The organism is Candidatus Blastococcus massiliensis AP3, from assembly GCF_000582785.1.
In the GTDB taxonomy this organism is placed as follows: domain Bacteria; phylum Actinomycetota; class Actinomycetes; order Mycobacteriales; family Geodermatophilaceae; genus Blastococcus; species Blastococcus massiliensis.
The window spans coordinates 161,436-176,700 of the sequence record NZ_HG931175.1 but is presented as its reverse complement, the minus strand read 5'-3'; the positions used below and the strand labels follow the sequence as shown (position 1 = coordinate 176,700).

Genomic DNA, 15,265 nt, shown 5'->3' with positions numbered 1-15,265 from the left:
GGGGATCAGGGCTCGGTGTCGGTCGAGCTGGCGTTGCTGACCCCGGCGCTGCTGTTGCTGCTGTCGTTCGCCGTCGTGGCCGGACGTACCCAGGTCGCTGAGGGCGCCGTCGCCGAGGCCGCCCGCGCGGCCGCCCGGGAGGCATCACTTGCCCGGGACGACGTCACCGCCGCCGCACTGGCCAGAGCCCAGGCGGACCGCACCCTGGCCGCCCAGGACCTGCGCTGCCAGAGCACGAGCGTCGACATCGACACCACCGGCTTCCAGACTCCGCCCGGCCAGCCCGGCGACGTCACCGTGTCGATCACCTGCGTCGTCGGCATGGCGGACCTGCTCGCGCCGGGCCTGCCCGGATCGGTCACCGTCGAGGCGTCCTTCACCAGCCCCGTCGACGCCTACCGCGAACGATGACCAGCCAGCGACGCCGTCAGCAGCCGGACGCCGAGCGCGGCGCGATCGGCGTCTTCCTCGTCGTCCTCGTCCCCGGGCTGCTGCTCATCATCGGCCTGGCCGTCGACGGCGGCGCCAAGGTGGCCGCCACCCAGCGCGCCAACGCCATCGCCGACGAGGCCGCCCGCGCCGGCGGGCAGGCGCTCGACGTCTCCGCGGCCCTGACCGGGCAGGTCCGCGTGGATCCGGCCGCCGCGGTCGCCGCGGCGCAGGACTACCTGGACCGCAGCGACGTGGCGGGGTCGGTGACCGTCGTCGACGGCGACACCCTGCAAGTCACCACCAGCCTCACCGAGCCGACTGCATTCCTCGGCCTGGTCGGCATCACCGCGATGACCGTCGAAGGCTCCGGGACCGCCGACCTGATCAGCGGGACCGGCCAGAACGGGGGAGAGGGCCCATGACCACACCGGATGGGGCACGGCACCTGCTGCACCGGCTGATCGCCGGGATCCTGCTAGCCGCCGCGGTCGCCGGCATCCCGGTCGGGCTGTGGCGGCTCGGCGGCGCCTACTTGCCCGACGACAGGCTTTCCTGGGAACAGGTGACCACCACGCTGAGTCGCCCGGACACCGGCGCGCTCTTCCTCGGCCTGCTCGTGGTCATCGGCTGGGTCGCGTGGGCCTGCTTCGCCCTCTCGGTGGCCGTCGAGCTCGCCAGCCAGCTGCGTGGCCTGCCACCGATGCGATTGCCCGGCCTGGCGGCGCCGCAGCAGATGGCCGGCCTTCTCGTGGCTGCCGTCCTCGGTGTTGGCAGCGGACCGCTGTTAGCTGCTCCCGCCCTTGCCGGCCCCCCGATCGTGGCCGACCAGCCGGTCGGCCGCGAGGAGCCGTCGCCAGCCCTTGCACCGCCCGTGAACACAAGGCCGACAGGGCCTACAGCGGCCGGTCCCACATACACGGTGGCTCCGCGCGACACCTTGGGCCGCATCGCCGCCCGCTACTTGGGCGACTGGACCCGGTTCGAGGAGATCCTTCAGCTCAACCGCGGCCGGCCCCAGCCCGACGGCGCGCTCCTCTCCGACCCGGGACTGATCCGCCCTGGCTGGACGCTGGTCCTTCCACCGGACGCACGCCTTCCCGAAGCCGCGGAGGTGACGGTGCAGCCCGGCGAGACTTTGACCGACATCGCCGAGCAGCACGATCTGCAGCACTGGCAGCCGATCTTCGACCTCAACGCCGGCGAACCGCTGCCCGGCGGCGGCCTATTCACCGACCCCGATCTGATCCGCCCCGGGCAGGTACTCGACCTTCCGCCGGCCGACCCCGCGGACGCCGCCCCTCCGCCACCAGCCGATCGCAGACCCCCGGCTGACCAGCCGGCGCCCGACGTGGGCGAGCCAGTCGTCTCGGCGGAGCCCTCGCCGACTTCGGCCGCGCCGACAGCAGGTGGCTTCCCTGAGCGATCGGAGCAGCCGGCAAGCGACACTGACACCCACAGCGGGGATGCCGCCGAGGGACCGTCGGAGCTGGTGGCCGTGCTCGCCGGCAGTGGGGCACTGCTCGCCGCGGGTGTGGGCGCCGCGTGGCTGACGCATCGCCGCCAGCGGCTCCGCCGCCGCCGTCCCGGCCGACGGCTGGCCCCACTTCCGAAGGCCCAGTCGGCCACACAAGAGGTCGTGGCATCGGCGGCCGACGAGGGCACGGCCGACTACGCCGCGCTCGACCTGGCGCTGCGCGGCCTCGCCGTCCAGATCTCCGCCGATCCGGACGGGCGGCTTCCTGACGTCGTCGCCGCCCGACTCAACGGCGGCCGGCTCGAGCTCCGGTTGCACGCTCCGGCCGACCGCCCTCCGCCGGAACCGTGGATCGCGGACGACACCGGCTTTCGGTGGTCGGCGCGGCTCGACCAGGACACCGGTGTCGACCCCGAGGTGGCCCGCACCCGTCTGGCGCCGTACCCGACTCTGGTCACCATCGGCACCGACACCGCGGGCCGCTGGCTGCTGGACCTGGAACGTCTCGGGTCTGTGTACGTGACGGGACCGGCCGACCGCCGCGAGAACTTCGCCCGGCACCTGGCCGCCGAACTGGCCGTCAACAGCTGGTCTGACCTGCTCACCGTCACACCTGTCGGGTTCGGCGGCGAACTGGTCGACCTCGCCCCCGGGCGGGTCCACCCGGTCCACAGCACCACCGACCCTGGCCTGGGGGAACCCGCCGAGTCCGACGGCGACGATGTGCTGGACGGGCGGCTGCGGGCCGGAGCCGGGGACGGCTGGATGCCGCAGGTCGTCCTCATCCCGTACTTGCCGGATCAGATCGGCGGCGGACTCGTTGAGGCCGCCGCTGCTCTCCGAACGCGGCAGCGGCGCGCCGCGGTCGCACTCGTGCTCGGCGGCGAACCGGAGCAAGTCAGCGACGAGTGGCTGCTCACGCTCACCGACGACGGGTCACTGGTCGTCCCGGCACTCGGACTGCGGCTGCCAGCGCCGCAGCTGACCGTCCAGCACGCCCGTGACATCGCCACGCTGCTGGCTTTCGAGCGCGACTCCGAGGACGCTCCAATGCCCGCCGCCGACGGCGACCGCCCCTGGCAGGCGCGCACCGACGCCGCCGGCGCGCTCCTCGACGGCCTGACCGGTCCGGATACCGCTCCATCACCGACCTCCACCCCGTTGCCACGGCTACGACGGGGGTCTACTGCCGAGGCAGTCCGTGACTCGACGCCACCAACGCCGACCCGCAGTTCCCTGGAGGCAGAGACGCCGTGGAAGACCGGCGGTGCTTCGGACGTCCTGGGGTCTGCCGCGCCGGCCGACGTGCGCAGGGAGGTCGAGGACGACCTCGCCCAACTCGACCGCGATCTCGCCGACTGGTGGTCGCCGGACTCGGCCCGGCCGCGGCTGACCCTGCTCGGACCGGTCGCCCTGCGCGCGCACGGTGATGAGGCGGCCGTCGCCAAATCTGGATTGCGGCGCCGCTACGAGGAGACTGTCGCCTACCTCGCCACCCGCCCGCACGGAGCCACCGCTGACGAGGCGGCGACCGCGCTGCAGCCGGCGCGCGGCGGCAGGACCGACCCCGTCAGCGCGCGCGCCTACGTCCACCGGGTCGCCGCCGGCGCTCGCGCATGGCTGGGCACAGACCCCACCACCGGCCAGAAGCACCTCAGCTCCGGTCACCGCGGTCGCTACACATTGACCGGTGTGCTCGTCGACGCGGACCTGTTCCGCCAGCTGCGGGCCCGGGCCGCGGTGCGCGACGACGGCCTGCCCGACCTGCTGGCCGCCCTGCGGCTGGTGTCCGGCCCGCCATTCGCGCAGCGGCCGGCTGGCTACGAGTGGCTGGACGGCCTCGATCTGACGCTCACGGCAGCCATCTGCGACGTCGCCCACCAGGTCGTCTCCACGGCCCTCGCCGACGGCGACCTGGCCGCTGCCGCAACCGCCTCGGCCTGCGCCCTGCTCGTCGCGCCGGACGACGAGCAGGTACTGCTGGACGCGATGTGGGTGGCCTTCCACCAGGGCCACCGCGCCGAGGCCGAGACCTACATCGGGCGCATCGTGGCCGTCCACGACGGTGAGGACGAGATGGACCTTCCCATGAGCACGGCGGAGACCATCAACCGCGCCCGCCGGCAGTTCCTCGACCGGGCGTCGTGAGGACGGCCCAGTTCCTGTCCAGCGGTTCTCCTGACGGCGAGGAACGGTCGGCTGACCTCTTGGTGTGGGTGGGGCGGGACGCGGCGGGAGTGCCGTGCCAGGGCTGGCCAGCCCTCAGCCCGACCGCCCACTGACAGCGCGCCGTCCTCGCCGCGCGCCTTCGCCCAGCAGCGGAACGGGCGGCAGCATGCCGCAGGCCCTCAGCACGAGTCTTCCGCTAACCGCCGGTAGTTCTCCGGTGCGTGCGCCTCGACCCGGCCACAACCTGCACTGGTAACCCTCGCAACTGCAGAAGGCCGCATGCCTCCGCGGCTGGAGGACCACTGGAGGTTCGGTCGCCACCGTCGGCGCATGCACACCACAACCCCGCATCGGGGATCGAGGCGCGGCCCACTCATTGCGGACGCGCCCCCGTCGGCAGCGACGGCGTCTCCCAACCCAAGCGGTCTCCGAGTGACACGGTCGATGACCGTGCCCGCCATGCGCGCGGCCGTGGCCGCCATCCGCGCGGGGCTCTTCGACGACGTCGCCAACGACGTCCTCGCTCACGGAGACCAAGCGTTCGGGGTCGCACTCCGCGGCAATGCCGGTCAACCGGGTCTCTCTCATGTCCCGTGGGAGCGAACGGGCGTCGGAGGCCGTGTCGTTCTGGTCGTGGCCGGCCACGCCGGGGCAGGTGCTTCCACCGTCGCGCTGGCGCTGGCCGAGGGGCTGGCGGAGGGCGGGCGGGTGCAGCTGGTCGACTACTCGGAGCCGGCCCGGTCGGGGCTGGCGGCGGCCCCGACCATCGAACTGGGCATCGACGGCGCCGGGTGGCGGTGCGGTCGCCGCGGTCGACTCGATGTCGTCCGGCTCGCTCCGCGTTCCGCCGACGGAGCGCTTCCACGGCTCCCGGAGGCCGACGCGGACGCCACGGTGGTGGTGGACGCGGGTTGGTCGACGACCTGTGCGCTGCTCGACTCGTCGACGTCGCTCGCCGGCTGCGCTCTGGTGGTCGTCACCCGGGTCACGGTTCCAGCGGTCCGGCAGGCCGAGCACGTCCTGGCGACCGTCGGCGCGGAGGCGGCGGTCGCGGCGGTGGGCCCGGCGCGATGGCCACGGCTGGCGGAGGCCAGCTGCGGTCCCCGGCTCCGTGAGGCGCGGTCGACCGGCCAAGTGGTCCCGGTGCCGTTCGACCAGCGTCTGCAGATCGCCGGGCTGACTGGGGACCGGCTACCGAAGGCGGTGGCTGCCGCGGGGCGTGCGCTGGCGGAGCTCGTGATGCCGGCGGCCACACCTCGGCACCGGCGCCAGGCAGCGCGGACCGGACGGGCCGGGGGTATCCGATGAGGGTCGGGAAAGGGCCCGCGGCGGTGCGGGCGGCGTCGATCGTCGCGCTCGTCCTCGCCGCGCTGGTCGTGCTGAGCAGCGAACCGGCGACGGCGGCGCCGGTGATCACCGCGGCGGTCTGTCCAGAGGCGCCGCCGGGGGTGGAGGCCTTCGCCGATCAGGTGACGGCGTGGGTGAAGTGGGGGGTGCTGGCGCTGATCGGGATCGCCGCGGTCGTGTCGCTGGGCTCGGTCCTTGTGGGCCGGATGTTCTCCCATCCGCACGCCTCCCGGTACGGGGCGATGGGCATCGCGGTGGTCGTCATGGTGGCTATCACCTACACGGTCATCCTGGTCATTCTCGAATCGATCACCGGCAGTGGGTGCACCTGATGCGCCGCCGTCGAGACGTCCGAGACAGCGGTGCGCCGGAGTGGAGCCCGGCGCGTCTCCTTGCGGCGCTCGTGGTCAGCGCGGTGGTAGCGCTGGCGCTTCTGGCAGGCCTAGTCCTGGCAGTCGTCGAAGGGCTCAAGGAGGAGCCGGACGAGAGGGACGACGCTCGACAGGCTGCAGCGCCCTCCCGCGACATGTCACAGCACGATGCGCTGGCCTCCGAGCCGATGCCGACCGCAGACCCCGACGACGCCCTGCCTGGCCCGGTGTCGAAGCAGGCTGCCGGCGTTCTCGAGTTGCCGCGGGCTACCGGCGTCGGGCCGGCGGCCGTGGCCACTGGATTCCCGCGCACGCCCGAGGGCGCGCTGGCGCAGCTGGCCGCTATCGACGTGACGGCGATGCAGAGCGGCTCGATGGACGGCGTGCGACAGGTGATCGTCGGGTGGGCCGCTCCTGGCGGGCCGACCTCAGAGACGTGGTCGGGGGTCGGCGGCATGGCGAGTCTGCTGTCTGCAGCTGGCCTGTCCGGTGCGGGGTCGCCGCAGCTGGCGATCGTCGTCCGTCCGGTGATGGGGCTCATCAAAGGCACGGTGGGCGAGGACTTCGCCGTTGTGTGCGTGAACTTCGAGTTCACCGTCACCGTGGAGCAGACCTCCCGGATCGCGATCGCCGACTGCCAGCGCATGGCCTGGGTCGGGGACCGGTGGGTCATCGGCCCGGGGGAGGAGCCGGCGCCGGCGCCGTCGGTCTGGCCAGGCACCGAGGCAGCCATCGCAGCCGGCTACCGGGACCTGCGCTATGTCTGAGCAGCGACGCGAAGGGCGTAGCGGCTGGACGCGCCGCCTGGGAGCGGTCCTTCTTCTGTCCCTGGCGATCTGCTTCGTGTCCACAGGTCCAGCAGCGGCCGCAGATCAGATGGTGACGGCCTTTCCGGCGGTTCCCGGGGTGGGCGGTTCGTTGCCGTGCCTGCCGATCAATCCGTTCTGCGCGGTCGGCGAAGCCGCCGGCGCGGTGGTCGAAGACGTCTGGGTCAATGCCATGTTGTCGCTGTGGGAGGCCGGCCTGTGGTTGCTGGGCCTGGCGTTCTCAGTGATCGACGCCCTGGCCACACCGGACCTGTCCGCCGATGGCCCGCTGGCCGCCGTCTATCCGGTGACGTTCGGTATCGGCGCGACCGTGGCCGCACTGATGGCCCTGGTGCAGCTGGGCGTCGCGGCCGTGCGCCGGGACGGGCAGACGCTCGGCCGGCTGCTCATCGGACTGCTGCAGTTCGGGCTGGTCTGGGCCAGCTACGTCGGGGTGGCCGCGCTGCTGGTCACGGGAGTCTCAGGATTGACCACCGCCCTGCTGCGCAGCCTGCTCGACATCGACACCATGGCCGCCTTCGACCCCTCGATCAGCGTGAGCCGCGACCTGGTCGACGGCACGGTCGCCACCGTGCTGGGGGTCAGCTCGATCTTCCTGCTGGTGCCGGCCAGCGTGGGCTACCTGCTGCTGATGCTGGTCCGCGAGGCGGCGCTGATCGTGCTGGCCGCGACCTCGGCGATCTCGGCAGGGGGACTGCTGGCGCAGACGTCCAGTGCTTGGTTCTGGCGCAGCCTGCGCTGGTTCCTCGCCGCGCTGCTGGTTGCACCCGTCGCCGTGCTCGTCCTCGGCGTCGGAGTGACCATCACCGAGGGCATTCTCACCGGAGCAGAGGAGACGACCACCGAGGCCGCGATCGGCATGGCGGTGGTCGGCTGTCTGCTGATCCTGCTCGGAGCCATCTGTCCGCTTGCGCTGTTCCGGCTGCTGGCCTTCGTCGACCCGGGCACGTCGAGTGGTGCGGCGTTGCGCTCCTCGCTGGCCGCGTCCGGCGGAGTCATGGGCGCGCTGCAGAAGGCCGGTGGTGGGCGAGCGGCCGTGGCCACCGCGGCGGCGGGTGCCGCGTCCGGGGGAGTGGCCGCCTCAGGTGCAGCGGCGCAGCTGGCCGGTGACCGTGCGCAGGGCGAGTCGACTGCGGACGCGGCGACCAGCGGGCGCTTCGCCGGCGCGCTGCGCGCGCTCGCCACCGGCACCTCCACGGCCGGCCGACTGGCCGCGGGGGTGGCGACCTCGGCGTCCGACGTGCTGTCGGGCGCCGGAGTCGGGCACACCCATCCCTACTACGGGCAGCCGCTGCCCGCCCGGGTACCGGCGCGCGGCAACGGCTCCGCCGGAGGGCCGGCGACCGGAGGCGGGCAGGGCCGAGGACGTCGTCCTGACGACGGCGGAACAATGCCGACAAGACCGATCGAGAACGGGCACGCCCAGCACCTCGAGGACGGCCCTCCTGCGGCCTGGTCCGCCGAACGCCTCGACGGTATGGCACCTGACCGGCCCGGCGAGAGCGGTCCGATCGGCTCGGACCAGGACGACGCCCGATGAACGCCGTCCGCTACGGCGACTACTCCCGCGATGTCTCCGGCTGGTTCCTCGGCATGACCGGCGCCCAACTGGCCCTGGTCACCGTCACCGGCGTACCGGCGCTGCTGGCCCTGAACGCGCAGGCATGGGCGCTGCTCGTCATCTGGCTGCCGGTGTGGGCGCTGCTGGCCGCCGTGCTGCTGGTCCCCATCCGAGGGCGGGCCGCGGGCCGCTGGTTCGCCGATCTCTGCCTGCACACCATCGGAGGTGCGATGGGCTGGACGATATTCGGCTCCCGAGCCGCGTCCGGGACGGCCGAGAACCTGTCCGAGGCGGACCTGCCCGGAGTGCTCGCCGGCATCCGCACTCACGACGGACCGCCCTACGGGCACCTGTTCACCCGCCCGGTGATCGTGCAGAACTCCGCAGCGCGCACCTGGGCAGCCGTGGCGCGAATCGATCATCCCGGCATCGGGCTGGCCGAACCGGGCGAGCGGGACCGGATGGGCGCCGGCCTGGCCGAGCTGTGCGAGATCGCCGCCCGCACCGAACTGATCGACGTCCTGGCCCTGCAGGTGCGCACGGTGCCCGACGACGGTGCCGAGCGCGCCGCCTGGGAACGAGACCACACCCGTTCCGACGCCGCCCCCCTGGCCGTCCGGGTGAATGCGCTGCTGGGCGCCACTCTCACCCCGGCCGCGGTGCGCACCGAGGCCTTCTTGACCGTCGTCGTCGGCGAGAGCCGGATCAGCCGGGCCGCGAAGGAGAGCGGCGGCGGGGTGGACGGCCGCGCCCGGGTGCTGCACGGGGTGATGGCCGAGGTCGAGAGTGCGCTGCGCGGCCCGGTCGGCTGCACCGCCGTCACCTGGCTGGACTCGGCGACACTCGCCGCCGCGGTGCGCACCGGCTTCGCTCCGGGCGACCGTGGCCAATTGATCGCCGCCGACCTGGCCGCCGCCAACGGCGCCCAGCTAGCGACCGGGGTCCCGATGGCCGCCGCCGGACCCACCCAGGCCCGCGCCGAGCTACGGCACTACGTGCACGACGCGTGGGCGTCGGTCACCGACACGATCCTGTTGCCCGACTCCGGGGCGGTGCTCGGCGCACTGGCCCCGGTGTTGGTCCCGACGACGGCGGGGGAGCGGCGCTGTCTGACAATTTTTCTCGCCCCGCTGCCGCTGGACCGGGCCACCCGGCTGGTCGGGCGGGAGGACATGAGCGCCACCACCGGCAACGAGCTGCGCGCCCGCATGGGCTTTCGGCAGCGGGCCCGGCAGCGACGGGACACCGAGCGGATCGGTGCCGCGGACGAGAAGCTGGCCGCCGGGCGGGCGCTCGTCCGCCCCGCCGTCGCGGCCTGCGTCACCGTCCCGGCCACCTGGCCGGTGGACGAGCACGGCCGCCGGCTCGCGGCATCGGTCCGTGCCGCCGGCTTCGTGCCGTTGCGGCTGGACCTGGCACAGGACTCCGGCTTTGCCGCCGCCGCCATTCCCCTCGGCGTCGGGCTGCCCGACCGCAGGGGACGACGATGAACCGCCGCGGCTCCCACCGGGGCCGGGACGTCGCCGTCCTGCTCGACGACTTCGGTCACCGGCTCCCGACCGTCCCCGCCGTGGACAGAGCACCACGCGAGCGCGGCCCCTTCACCCAGTTGGTGTCTCGCCGCGGACCCCGAGGCCGTGGCCGGGGCCGCGCGTCGACGACGGCGCCGCTGTCGGTGTGGCGGATGACCTCGGAGCAGACGCCGGTGGTGTGGCCGCTGATCGCCAGCAGCGGTCTACCGCCCACTGGCGCGCAGATGGGCATCGACCTGCTGTCGGGCGGGGCGTTCTACTGCGATCCGGTCGGCTGGGTCACCGACGACGACATCCCGGTCACCAACCCCAACGTCGTTGTCTTCGGCAAGCCCGGCCGCGGCAAGTCGGCCACCGTCAAGGCCTTCGCGCTGCGGATGCTCGCCTACGGCTACCGCACGCTTGTCCTCGGCGACACCAAGGACGAGTACGAGCCGCTGTGCCGCGCGCTGGGCGTGGAGCCGTTCGTCATCGGTCACGGACTCTCCGCCCGGGTCAACCCACTGGCCTTCGGCCCGCTCGGCCACGGCTGGGAGCAGCTCGACGCCGCCGAGGCCCGCCGTCGCGAGGCCATCATGTTTGCCCGCTGGCTGGTATTGATCCGGGGCCTGGTCGGCTCGCAGAACGTGCCCTTCGGCCCTGTCGAGGAGACCGCCGTCGGCGAGGCGCTGCGACTGCTCACCGGCTACCGCAGCGGAGCCACCCGGCTGTCCGAGCCCACCATCCCGCAGCTGTGGCAAGCCCTCGACGAGCCCACGGACGACCTCGTCGCCTCTTGCCGCTACGCCGACCGGCGGCACTTCCTCGACGCCACCCGCACCCTGCGCGATGCCCTCGGCTCCCTCGTCAAGGGCTCGTTGGCCGGGCTGTTCGACGACCACACGTCGATCGAGGTCGACTGGCGCGCGCCGATCCAGTCGCTGTCGCTGTCCCGCCTCGAGCCGCTCGGTGACCAGGCCGTCGGCATCGCATTGACCTGCCTGAACTCGTGGGGACAGGCGATGCGCGAGATCGCCGACCCAGGCGACCTGCGCATCGTCATCCGCGACGAGACCTGGCGGCAGATGCGTCTCGGCGCCGAGGCGATGAAGAGCCTGGACGCCAACCTGCGGCTGTCCCGCCGCGACGCCGACGTTCAGATCCTGCTCGCGCACAAGCCCTCGGACATGCTCACCGCCGGCGACGCCTCCTCCCAGGCGGTGGCCATCGCCCGTGACCTGCTGCACCTGTGCGACGTCAAGGTGCTGCACGGCCAGGACCACGCCGTCGCCGACGAGCTCGCCACCATGCTCGGGCTGACCCCGATCGCCCAGCGTGTGGTCACCGGCTGGGCGATCGCCGGCAAGGGCCGTGCCCTGTGGCTGGTGGGCGACCGAGCCTTCAAGGTGCAGACCGTCCTCACGGCGCCGGAGCTGACGCTGACCGACACCAACGAGGCCCTCACAGGACGTCCGGCATGAGCGGGACGGCAGAAGGACTGGCGCGGGCGTACGCGAAGCGATGGCTGTGGAAGGTCGCCGCTCCCGTCGCCGTCCCGGTGTTCGGCGTGCTGACGCTGCTGCTGATCCCTCTCGCGGTTCTCGCCGCTCCGGAGGCGTCAACGGCGGTGGCGTCGTCGTCCTGCTCGATCGGCGGGACTGGCGCCACCGTCGCCGGCACAGAGCTGGACGCCGTCCAGATGGGCCACGCGCAGACCATCGTGACCGTCGCCTCGGCACAAGGACTCGACCCGTACGCGGCCACTGTGGCGCTGGCCACGGCGTACCAGGAGTCGCGATTCCGGATGCTGGCCAACGACGGCAGCAGCCCCCGACTCACCGCCGAGGAGGCCGCGGTGACCGCCAACAGCGTGGCTTATCCGCATGACGGCCTTGGCTCCGACCACGACAGCGTCAACACCTTTCAACAGCGCTGGATCGCCGGATGGGGCACCGTCGCCCAGCTGATGGACCCCGTCTACGCCGCCGAGGCCTTCTACCGACGACTCATCGAAGTGCCGAAATGGCAGAACATCCCGCTGACCGAGGCGGCTCAGGCAGTCCAGGTGTCGGCGTACGGGTCGGCGTACGCCCGCTGGGAGCCGCTCGCCAGCGAGCTGACCACCATGCTCTGGCCGGCCGCCCAGGCGACCGCGGCCGACCCGGGCGGCGCGGTGGCCGGCGTCTGCCCAGGCCTGCCGGTGGCTTCCGGGTCGTGGATCCGGCCCACCGCCGGCACGGTCACCTCAGGGTTCGGGCCTCGTGGGGGCACCTTGCACGCGGGGGTCGACATCGCCGGACCCCGCAATAGCCCGGTCTACGCCACCGCCGACGGCACCGTGGTCACAGCCGCGTGCACCAGCGCCTACTGCGACCGCGACGGCAGCCTGAGCCTGGCCGGCTACGGCAACCTCGTCGAACTCGACCACGGCGGCGGCGTGATAACCCGCTACGCGCACCTCTCGGCCTATACCGCTACTGCCGGCCAGCGCGTCAGCGCCGGGGCGCTGCTCGGGTTCCAGGGGTCCACCGGCAACAGCACCGGCGTCCACCTGCACCTCGAGGTCCGCCTCGACGGCGCGGCCGTCGATCCGATGCCGTGGCTGGCCGACCGCGGCGTCGACCTGCTCGCCTCCGATGCCGGATGAGCCGCCTGACCTTCGACGAGGGAGAAGCCATGCACCACGTGAGCGCAGGCGGTCGGCGATGAACGCCGGCCGGGCGCGGCCCGATGTCGGCCCCGCGAGCTGGGAGATTCCGCTCGCCGCCGTTCTGGTGTGGGTGACGGCCGCCGCGCTGCTGCTCCCGGCCGCCCGCGCAGCCGCGGCACTGCTGGCCGGCGGCGGCTGGGTGTGGCCGCACGGGTCGGCCGCCCTTGTCGCCTCCGTCGGTGGCTTGCTGACAGCCGAGCCCACCGCCGGGCTGGACGCCGCGCAGACGGCGGCGCTACCGCCGCCCGCAGCGGTCTACACCGCCATCGCCGGATGCCTCGCACTCTTCCTGGCCGCCAGCGCGGGAGCGGTCTGGGCCGGTCACCGCTGGCTGACCGGGCGGTCGGGCATGGCCACCCGGAGCCAGGTCGCCGACGTGCTGGGCGGCGGTCGGCTGCGCCGGGTCGGACCCGTCGTCCGTCCGGATCTGACCTCGGCTCGTCGGCGCAGACCACGCCGCGTCGTCAACACGGACGTGGGATGGCGGCTGGGCCACGCCGCCGTTCCCGCCGCCGGGCAGCTGTGGGTGCCCTTCGACCGCACGACCGGCGTCTACGGCCCACAGGGGTCCGGTAAGACTCTCGACCTGCTCGCCCCTGCGCTGCTCGACGCGCCCGGCGCGGCGCTGGTCACCCTGACCAAGGCCGAGGACCTGCTGCTCACCGTCGACGCCCGCGCCGCCGGCAACCGCCCCGTCGCCGTACTAGACCCCTTCGGCGCGGTTCCTGGACTGCCGGAGCTGGTGTGGGACCCCGTCGCTGGCTGCGCTGATCCCATGACGGCCGAGCGCCGTGCCAAGGCCTTCACCGCCGGCACCGTTCCTGGTGCGGTCACCGGCGGCACCACCGACTCCGCGGCCCGCTTCTACGCCTTCGAAGCCGCCAAGGTGCTTCAGGGCTACCTGCACGCCGCCGCGCTCACCGGCCGCACCATCGAGGACGTCCTGGAGTGGACCGCTCACCCCCAGGCGGCGACCCGGCCGGCCGACGTCCTGCGCGCTCATCCGCACGCCGCGCCCTTCTGGGACGGGCTACTGCACGGTGCTCTGCACGGCGACCCGCGCACCGCTGGGAACACCGCCACCACGGTGCAGCAGGCGTTGACCCTGTTCTTCCAGGCGGACATCCGCAGCCGGTGCACTCCCGGACCCGGCCGGCCAGCCACCGACATGGCCGCGCTATTGGCCGACGGTGGCACCGTCTACCTGCTCGGTCGCGAGGATCCCTATGCCTCGGCGGCCCCTCTGATGACGGCTCTGGCCGAGCATGTCCTCGACACCGCCCTGCAGCTGGCAGGAGACGCACCGACCGGGCGACTGTGCCCGCCACTGCTGGCCTGCCTGGACGAGCTGCCCTCCACCGCGCCGCTGCCCACTCTGCGCACTCGGATGGCCAACGACCGAGCCCTCGGGATCAGCTTCCTCTACGCCGCGCAGACGTGGCGACAGCTGGTGCTCATCTACGGCGAAGACGAGGCCCGCGCGCTGTTTGGGCTCACCAACGTGCTCGTCGCCTTCGGCGGCGGCAAGGACGGCGGCTTCTACCGCGAACTGTCCGAGCTACTGGGCAGTACCCGGGTCCGGCGCACCTCCTACAGCTACCGGGGAACCGGATGGTCCCGATCCACCCACGGCGAGACCGTGCCCGTGCTGCGCCCGGAAGAGATCCGCCAGCTGCCGCCCGGCCGGGCCCTCGTGGTCGCAGAGAACGCCCCGCCGCTGGTCGCCGGCCTGACCCGCTGCCTCACCGGACGGCGCGGCGCGCAGCTGCTGGCCGCGCAGGCCTCGGCCCGCGACCGTGTCACCGCCGCCCGCGACCACAACGCCAGCGTGGCCGAGCGCACCGGTCGCGCCCACGCCGCGGCCGCCCGCGCGGGTCTCACCCCGGTCGAGCGGGGCCTTCGATGACCGTCTCTCACGTGGCCCTGCCGTTCCCCCCACCGCCGCGGGAGATCCGCCGTGCCTTCGAGCAGCTCCGTCAGGCCGAGGAAGCCGGCCTCGAGCCCGCCGGCCTGCGGCTGCTGGACCGGCCCTGGGACCCCGCGACCTGCTCGGCTCATGTGCGCACCCCACTGTGGGCGTGGCTGGACGACGTCGCCGCCTGGCTCAACCACAGCTACGCATGGCAGACCGCGCAGGCCATCCCCTCCTGCTGGCCTACCCATCCCCACCTCGTGCACGAACTCGCGGTTCTCGCCTGCCTGCGGGCCACCGCGGCCGACGCGGCGGCTCCGCATGCGCTGGAGGAGTGGCACCGCTACGCGCTGCCCGCCTTCCACGCCCGCCTGGCCGAGCGGCTCGGTATCGGCTGCCCACCCGGCCGGCACACCGATTGGCCGGCCCGCTCCTGGGCCGCCGAGTACGACAGCCCACAGGCGACCGCAGCGCGGCAGACGCTGTTCGACGGCGACCTCGGCGCCACTTCGACCGGCCACACTCCCGAAGCGGCAGGAGGCCAGTGATGGCCACCGCCTCACTGTCCGACCGCGGCGACTGGGTATCGATGCTCGCCGGCGTGCGGATCAGCCGCGCGTGGATGGTCCGGCACACCCCAGACCTGTTGGCTGCCTACTGCTACGCCGCGACCGCCGACGACCGGCACGCGATCGCCGCGCGCATCGTCCAGATCGCCGCCGACTTGGAAAGCGAACCCGAGCACGGCGACGACGACGCAGCTACCGAGGCGGCCTGGCGGCAGCTCGTGGCACGAGTCGACGCCCGCCTCGTTCGCGGCCCGGACTGGCTACCGCTGGCCGCCGCGCTCGCCCGGGCCGCAACCGCCGACTACGACGTGGCTGCCCGGCTGCCTGCGCTGGCCGCCGCCGCTCCGCTGCCCGCCCGGCACCCCGCCCGCGAGCTGCACTG

At 73.3% G+C, this 15,265-nt stretch carries 13 protein-coding genes; all 13 read left to right on the top strand.

All coding sequences use genetic code 11. The annotated features are described in order from the left end of the window. Nucleotides 1-15 precede the first annotated feature (15 nt). The gene (locus BN344_RS14995) at nucleotides 16-411 is read left to right on the top strand and encodes a TadE/TadG family type IV pilus assembly protein (protein ID WP_231486908.1); all 396 of its coding nucleotides are present in this window, start codon (nucleotides 16-18) and stop codon (nucleotides 409-411) included. After that, nucleotides 408-854, top strand: coding sequence for a pilus assembly protein TadG-related protein (locus tag BN344_RS14990; protein WP_051515981.1), 447 nt, complete (start codon nucleotides 408-410; stop codon nucleotides 852-854). The genes BN344_RS14995 and BN344_RS14990 overlap by 4 nt, the downstream gene beginning before the upstream one ends. After that, a complete protein-coding gene (locus BN344_RS14985) occupies nucleotides 851-4,054 on the top strand; it encodes a LysM peptidoglycan-binding domain-containing protein (protein ID WP_040339413.1) in 3,204 nt (1,067 codons plus the stop codon). The genes BN344_RS14990 and BN344_RS14985 overlap by 4 nt, the downstream gene beginning before the upstream one ends. Nucleotides 4,055-4,708: 654 nt before the next feature. Next, on the top strand, nucleotides 4,709-5,383 hold the full coding sequence (locus BN344_RS14980; RefSeq protein ID WP_231486906.1) for a hypothetical protein: 675 nt from the start codon (nucleotides 4,709-4,711) through the stop codon (nucleotides 5,381-5,383). After that, entirely contained in the window at nucleotides 5,380-5,754 is a 375-nt protein-coding gene (locus BN344_RS14975; protein ID WP_040339411.1) for a hypothetical protein, read from the top strand. The genes BN344_RS14980 and BN344_RS14975 overlap by 4 nt, the downstream gene beginning before the upstream one ends. A 71-nt stretch (nucleotides 5,755-5,825) precedes the next feature. Further along, complete coding sequence (locus BN344_RS14970; protein ID WP_331279641.1) at nucleotides 5,826-6,560, top strand: hypothetical protein; 735 nt, start codon at nucleotides 5,826-5,828, stop codon at nucleotides 6,558-6,560. 139 nt (nucleotides 6,561-6,699) lie between these two features. Continuing rightward, a complete protein-coding gene (locus BN344_RS14965; RefSeq protein ID WP_231486903.1) occupies nucleotides 6,700-8,160 on the top strand; it encodes a hypothetical protein in 1,461 nt (486 codons plus the stop codon). After that, nucleotides 8,157-9,671, top strand: coding sequence for an SCO6880 family protein (locus BN344_RS14960; protein WP_040339410.1), 1,515 nt, complete (start codon nucleotides 8,157-8,159; stop codon nucleotides 9,669-9,671). The genes BN344_RS14965 and BN344_RS14960 overlap by 4 nt, the downstream gene beginning before the upstream one ends. Further along, complete coding sequence (locus BN344_RS14955) at nucleotides 9,668-11,173, top strand: ATP-binding protein (RefSeq protein ID WP_040339409.1); 1,506 nt, start codon at nucleotides 9,668-9,670, stop codon at nucleotides 11,171-11,173. The genes BN344_RS14960 and BN344_RS14955 overlap by 4 nt, the downstream gene beginning before the upstream one ends. Next, nucleotides 11,170-12,339, top strand: coding sequence for a M23 family metallopeptidase (locus BN344_RS14950; RefSeq protein WP_040339408.1), 1,170 nt, complete (start codon nucleotides 11,170-11,172; stop codon nucleotides 12,337-12,339). The genes BN344_RS14955 and BN344_RS14950 overlap by 4 nt, the downstream gene beginning before the upstream one ends. A gap of 58 nt (nucleotides 12,340-12,397) precedes the next feature. Further along, nucleotides 12,398-14,308 carry a type IV secretory system conjugative DNA transfer family protein gene (locus BN344_RS14945; protein ID WP_040339407.1) on the top strand — a complete coding sequence of 637 codons (1,911 nt, stop codon included), beginning with the start codon at nucleotides 12,398-12,400 and terminating at the stop codon, nucleotides 14,306-14,308. A gap of 11 nt (nucleotides 14,309-14,319) precedes the next feature. Continuing rightward, nucleotides 14,320-14,862, top strand: a complete 543-nt coding sequence (locus BN344_RS14940) for a hypothetical protein (RefSeq protein ID WP_081788665.1) — start codon at nucleotides 14,320-14,322, stop codon at nucleotides 14,860-14,862. Further along, on the top strand, nucleotides 14,862-15,265 hold a 404-nt coding region (locus BN344_RS20785; RefSeq protein ID WP_231486901.1), incomplete at its 3' end, for a hypothetical protein. The genes BN344_RS14940 and BN344_RS20785, both read left to right, overlap by 1 nt.

Excerpts from the sequence above, each read along its gene's own strand:
- BN344_RS14990 (WP_051515981.1), top strand. The coding sequence starts at position 408 with ATGACCAGCCAGCGACGCCGTCAGCAGCCGGACGCCGAGCGCGGCGCG.
- BN344_RS14985 (WP_040339413.1), top strand. The coding sequence starts at position 851 with ATGACCACACCGGATGGGGCACGGCACCTGCTGCACCGGCTGATCGCC.
- BN344_RS14975 (WP_040339411.1), top strand. The coding sequence starts at position 5,380 with ATGAGGGTCGGGAAAGGGCCCGCGGCGGTGCGGGCGGCGTCGATCGTC.
- BN344_RS14960 (WP_040339410.1), top strand. The coding sequence starts at position 8,157 with ATGAACGCCGTCCGCTACGGCGACTACTCCCGCGATGTCTCCGGCTGG.
- BN344_RS14955 (WP_040339409.1), top strand. The coding sequence starts at position 9,668 with ATGAACCGCCGCGGCTCCCACCGGGGCCGGGACGTCGCCGTCCTGCTC.
- BN344_RS14950 (WP_040339408.1), top strand. The coding sequence starts at position 11,170 with ATGAGCGGGACGGCAGAAGGACTGGCGCGGGCGTACGCGAAGCGATGG.
- BN344_RS14945 (WP_040339407.1), top strand. The coding sequence starts at position 12,398 with ATGAACGCCGGCCGGGCGCGGCCCGATGTCGGCCCCGCGAGCTGGGAG.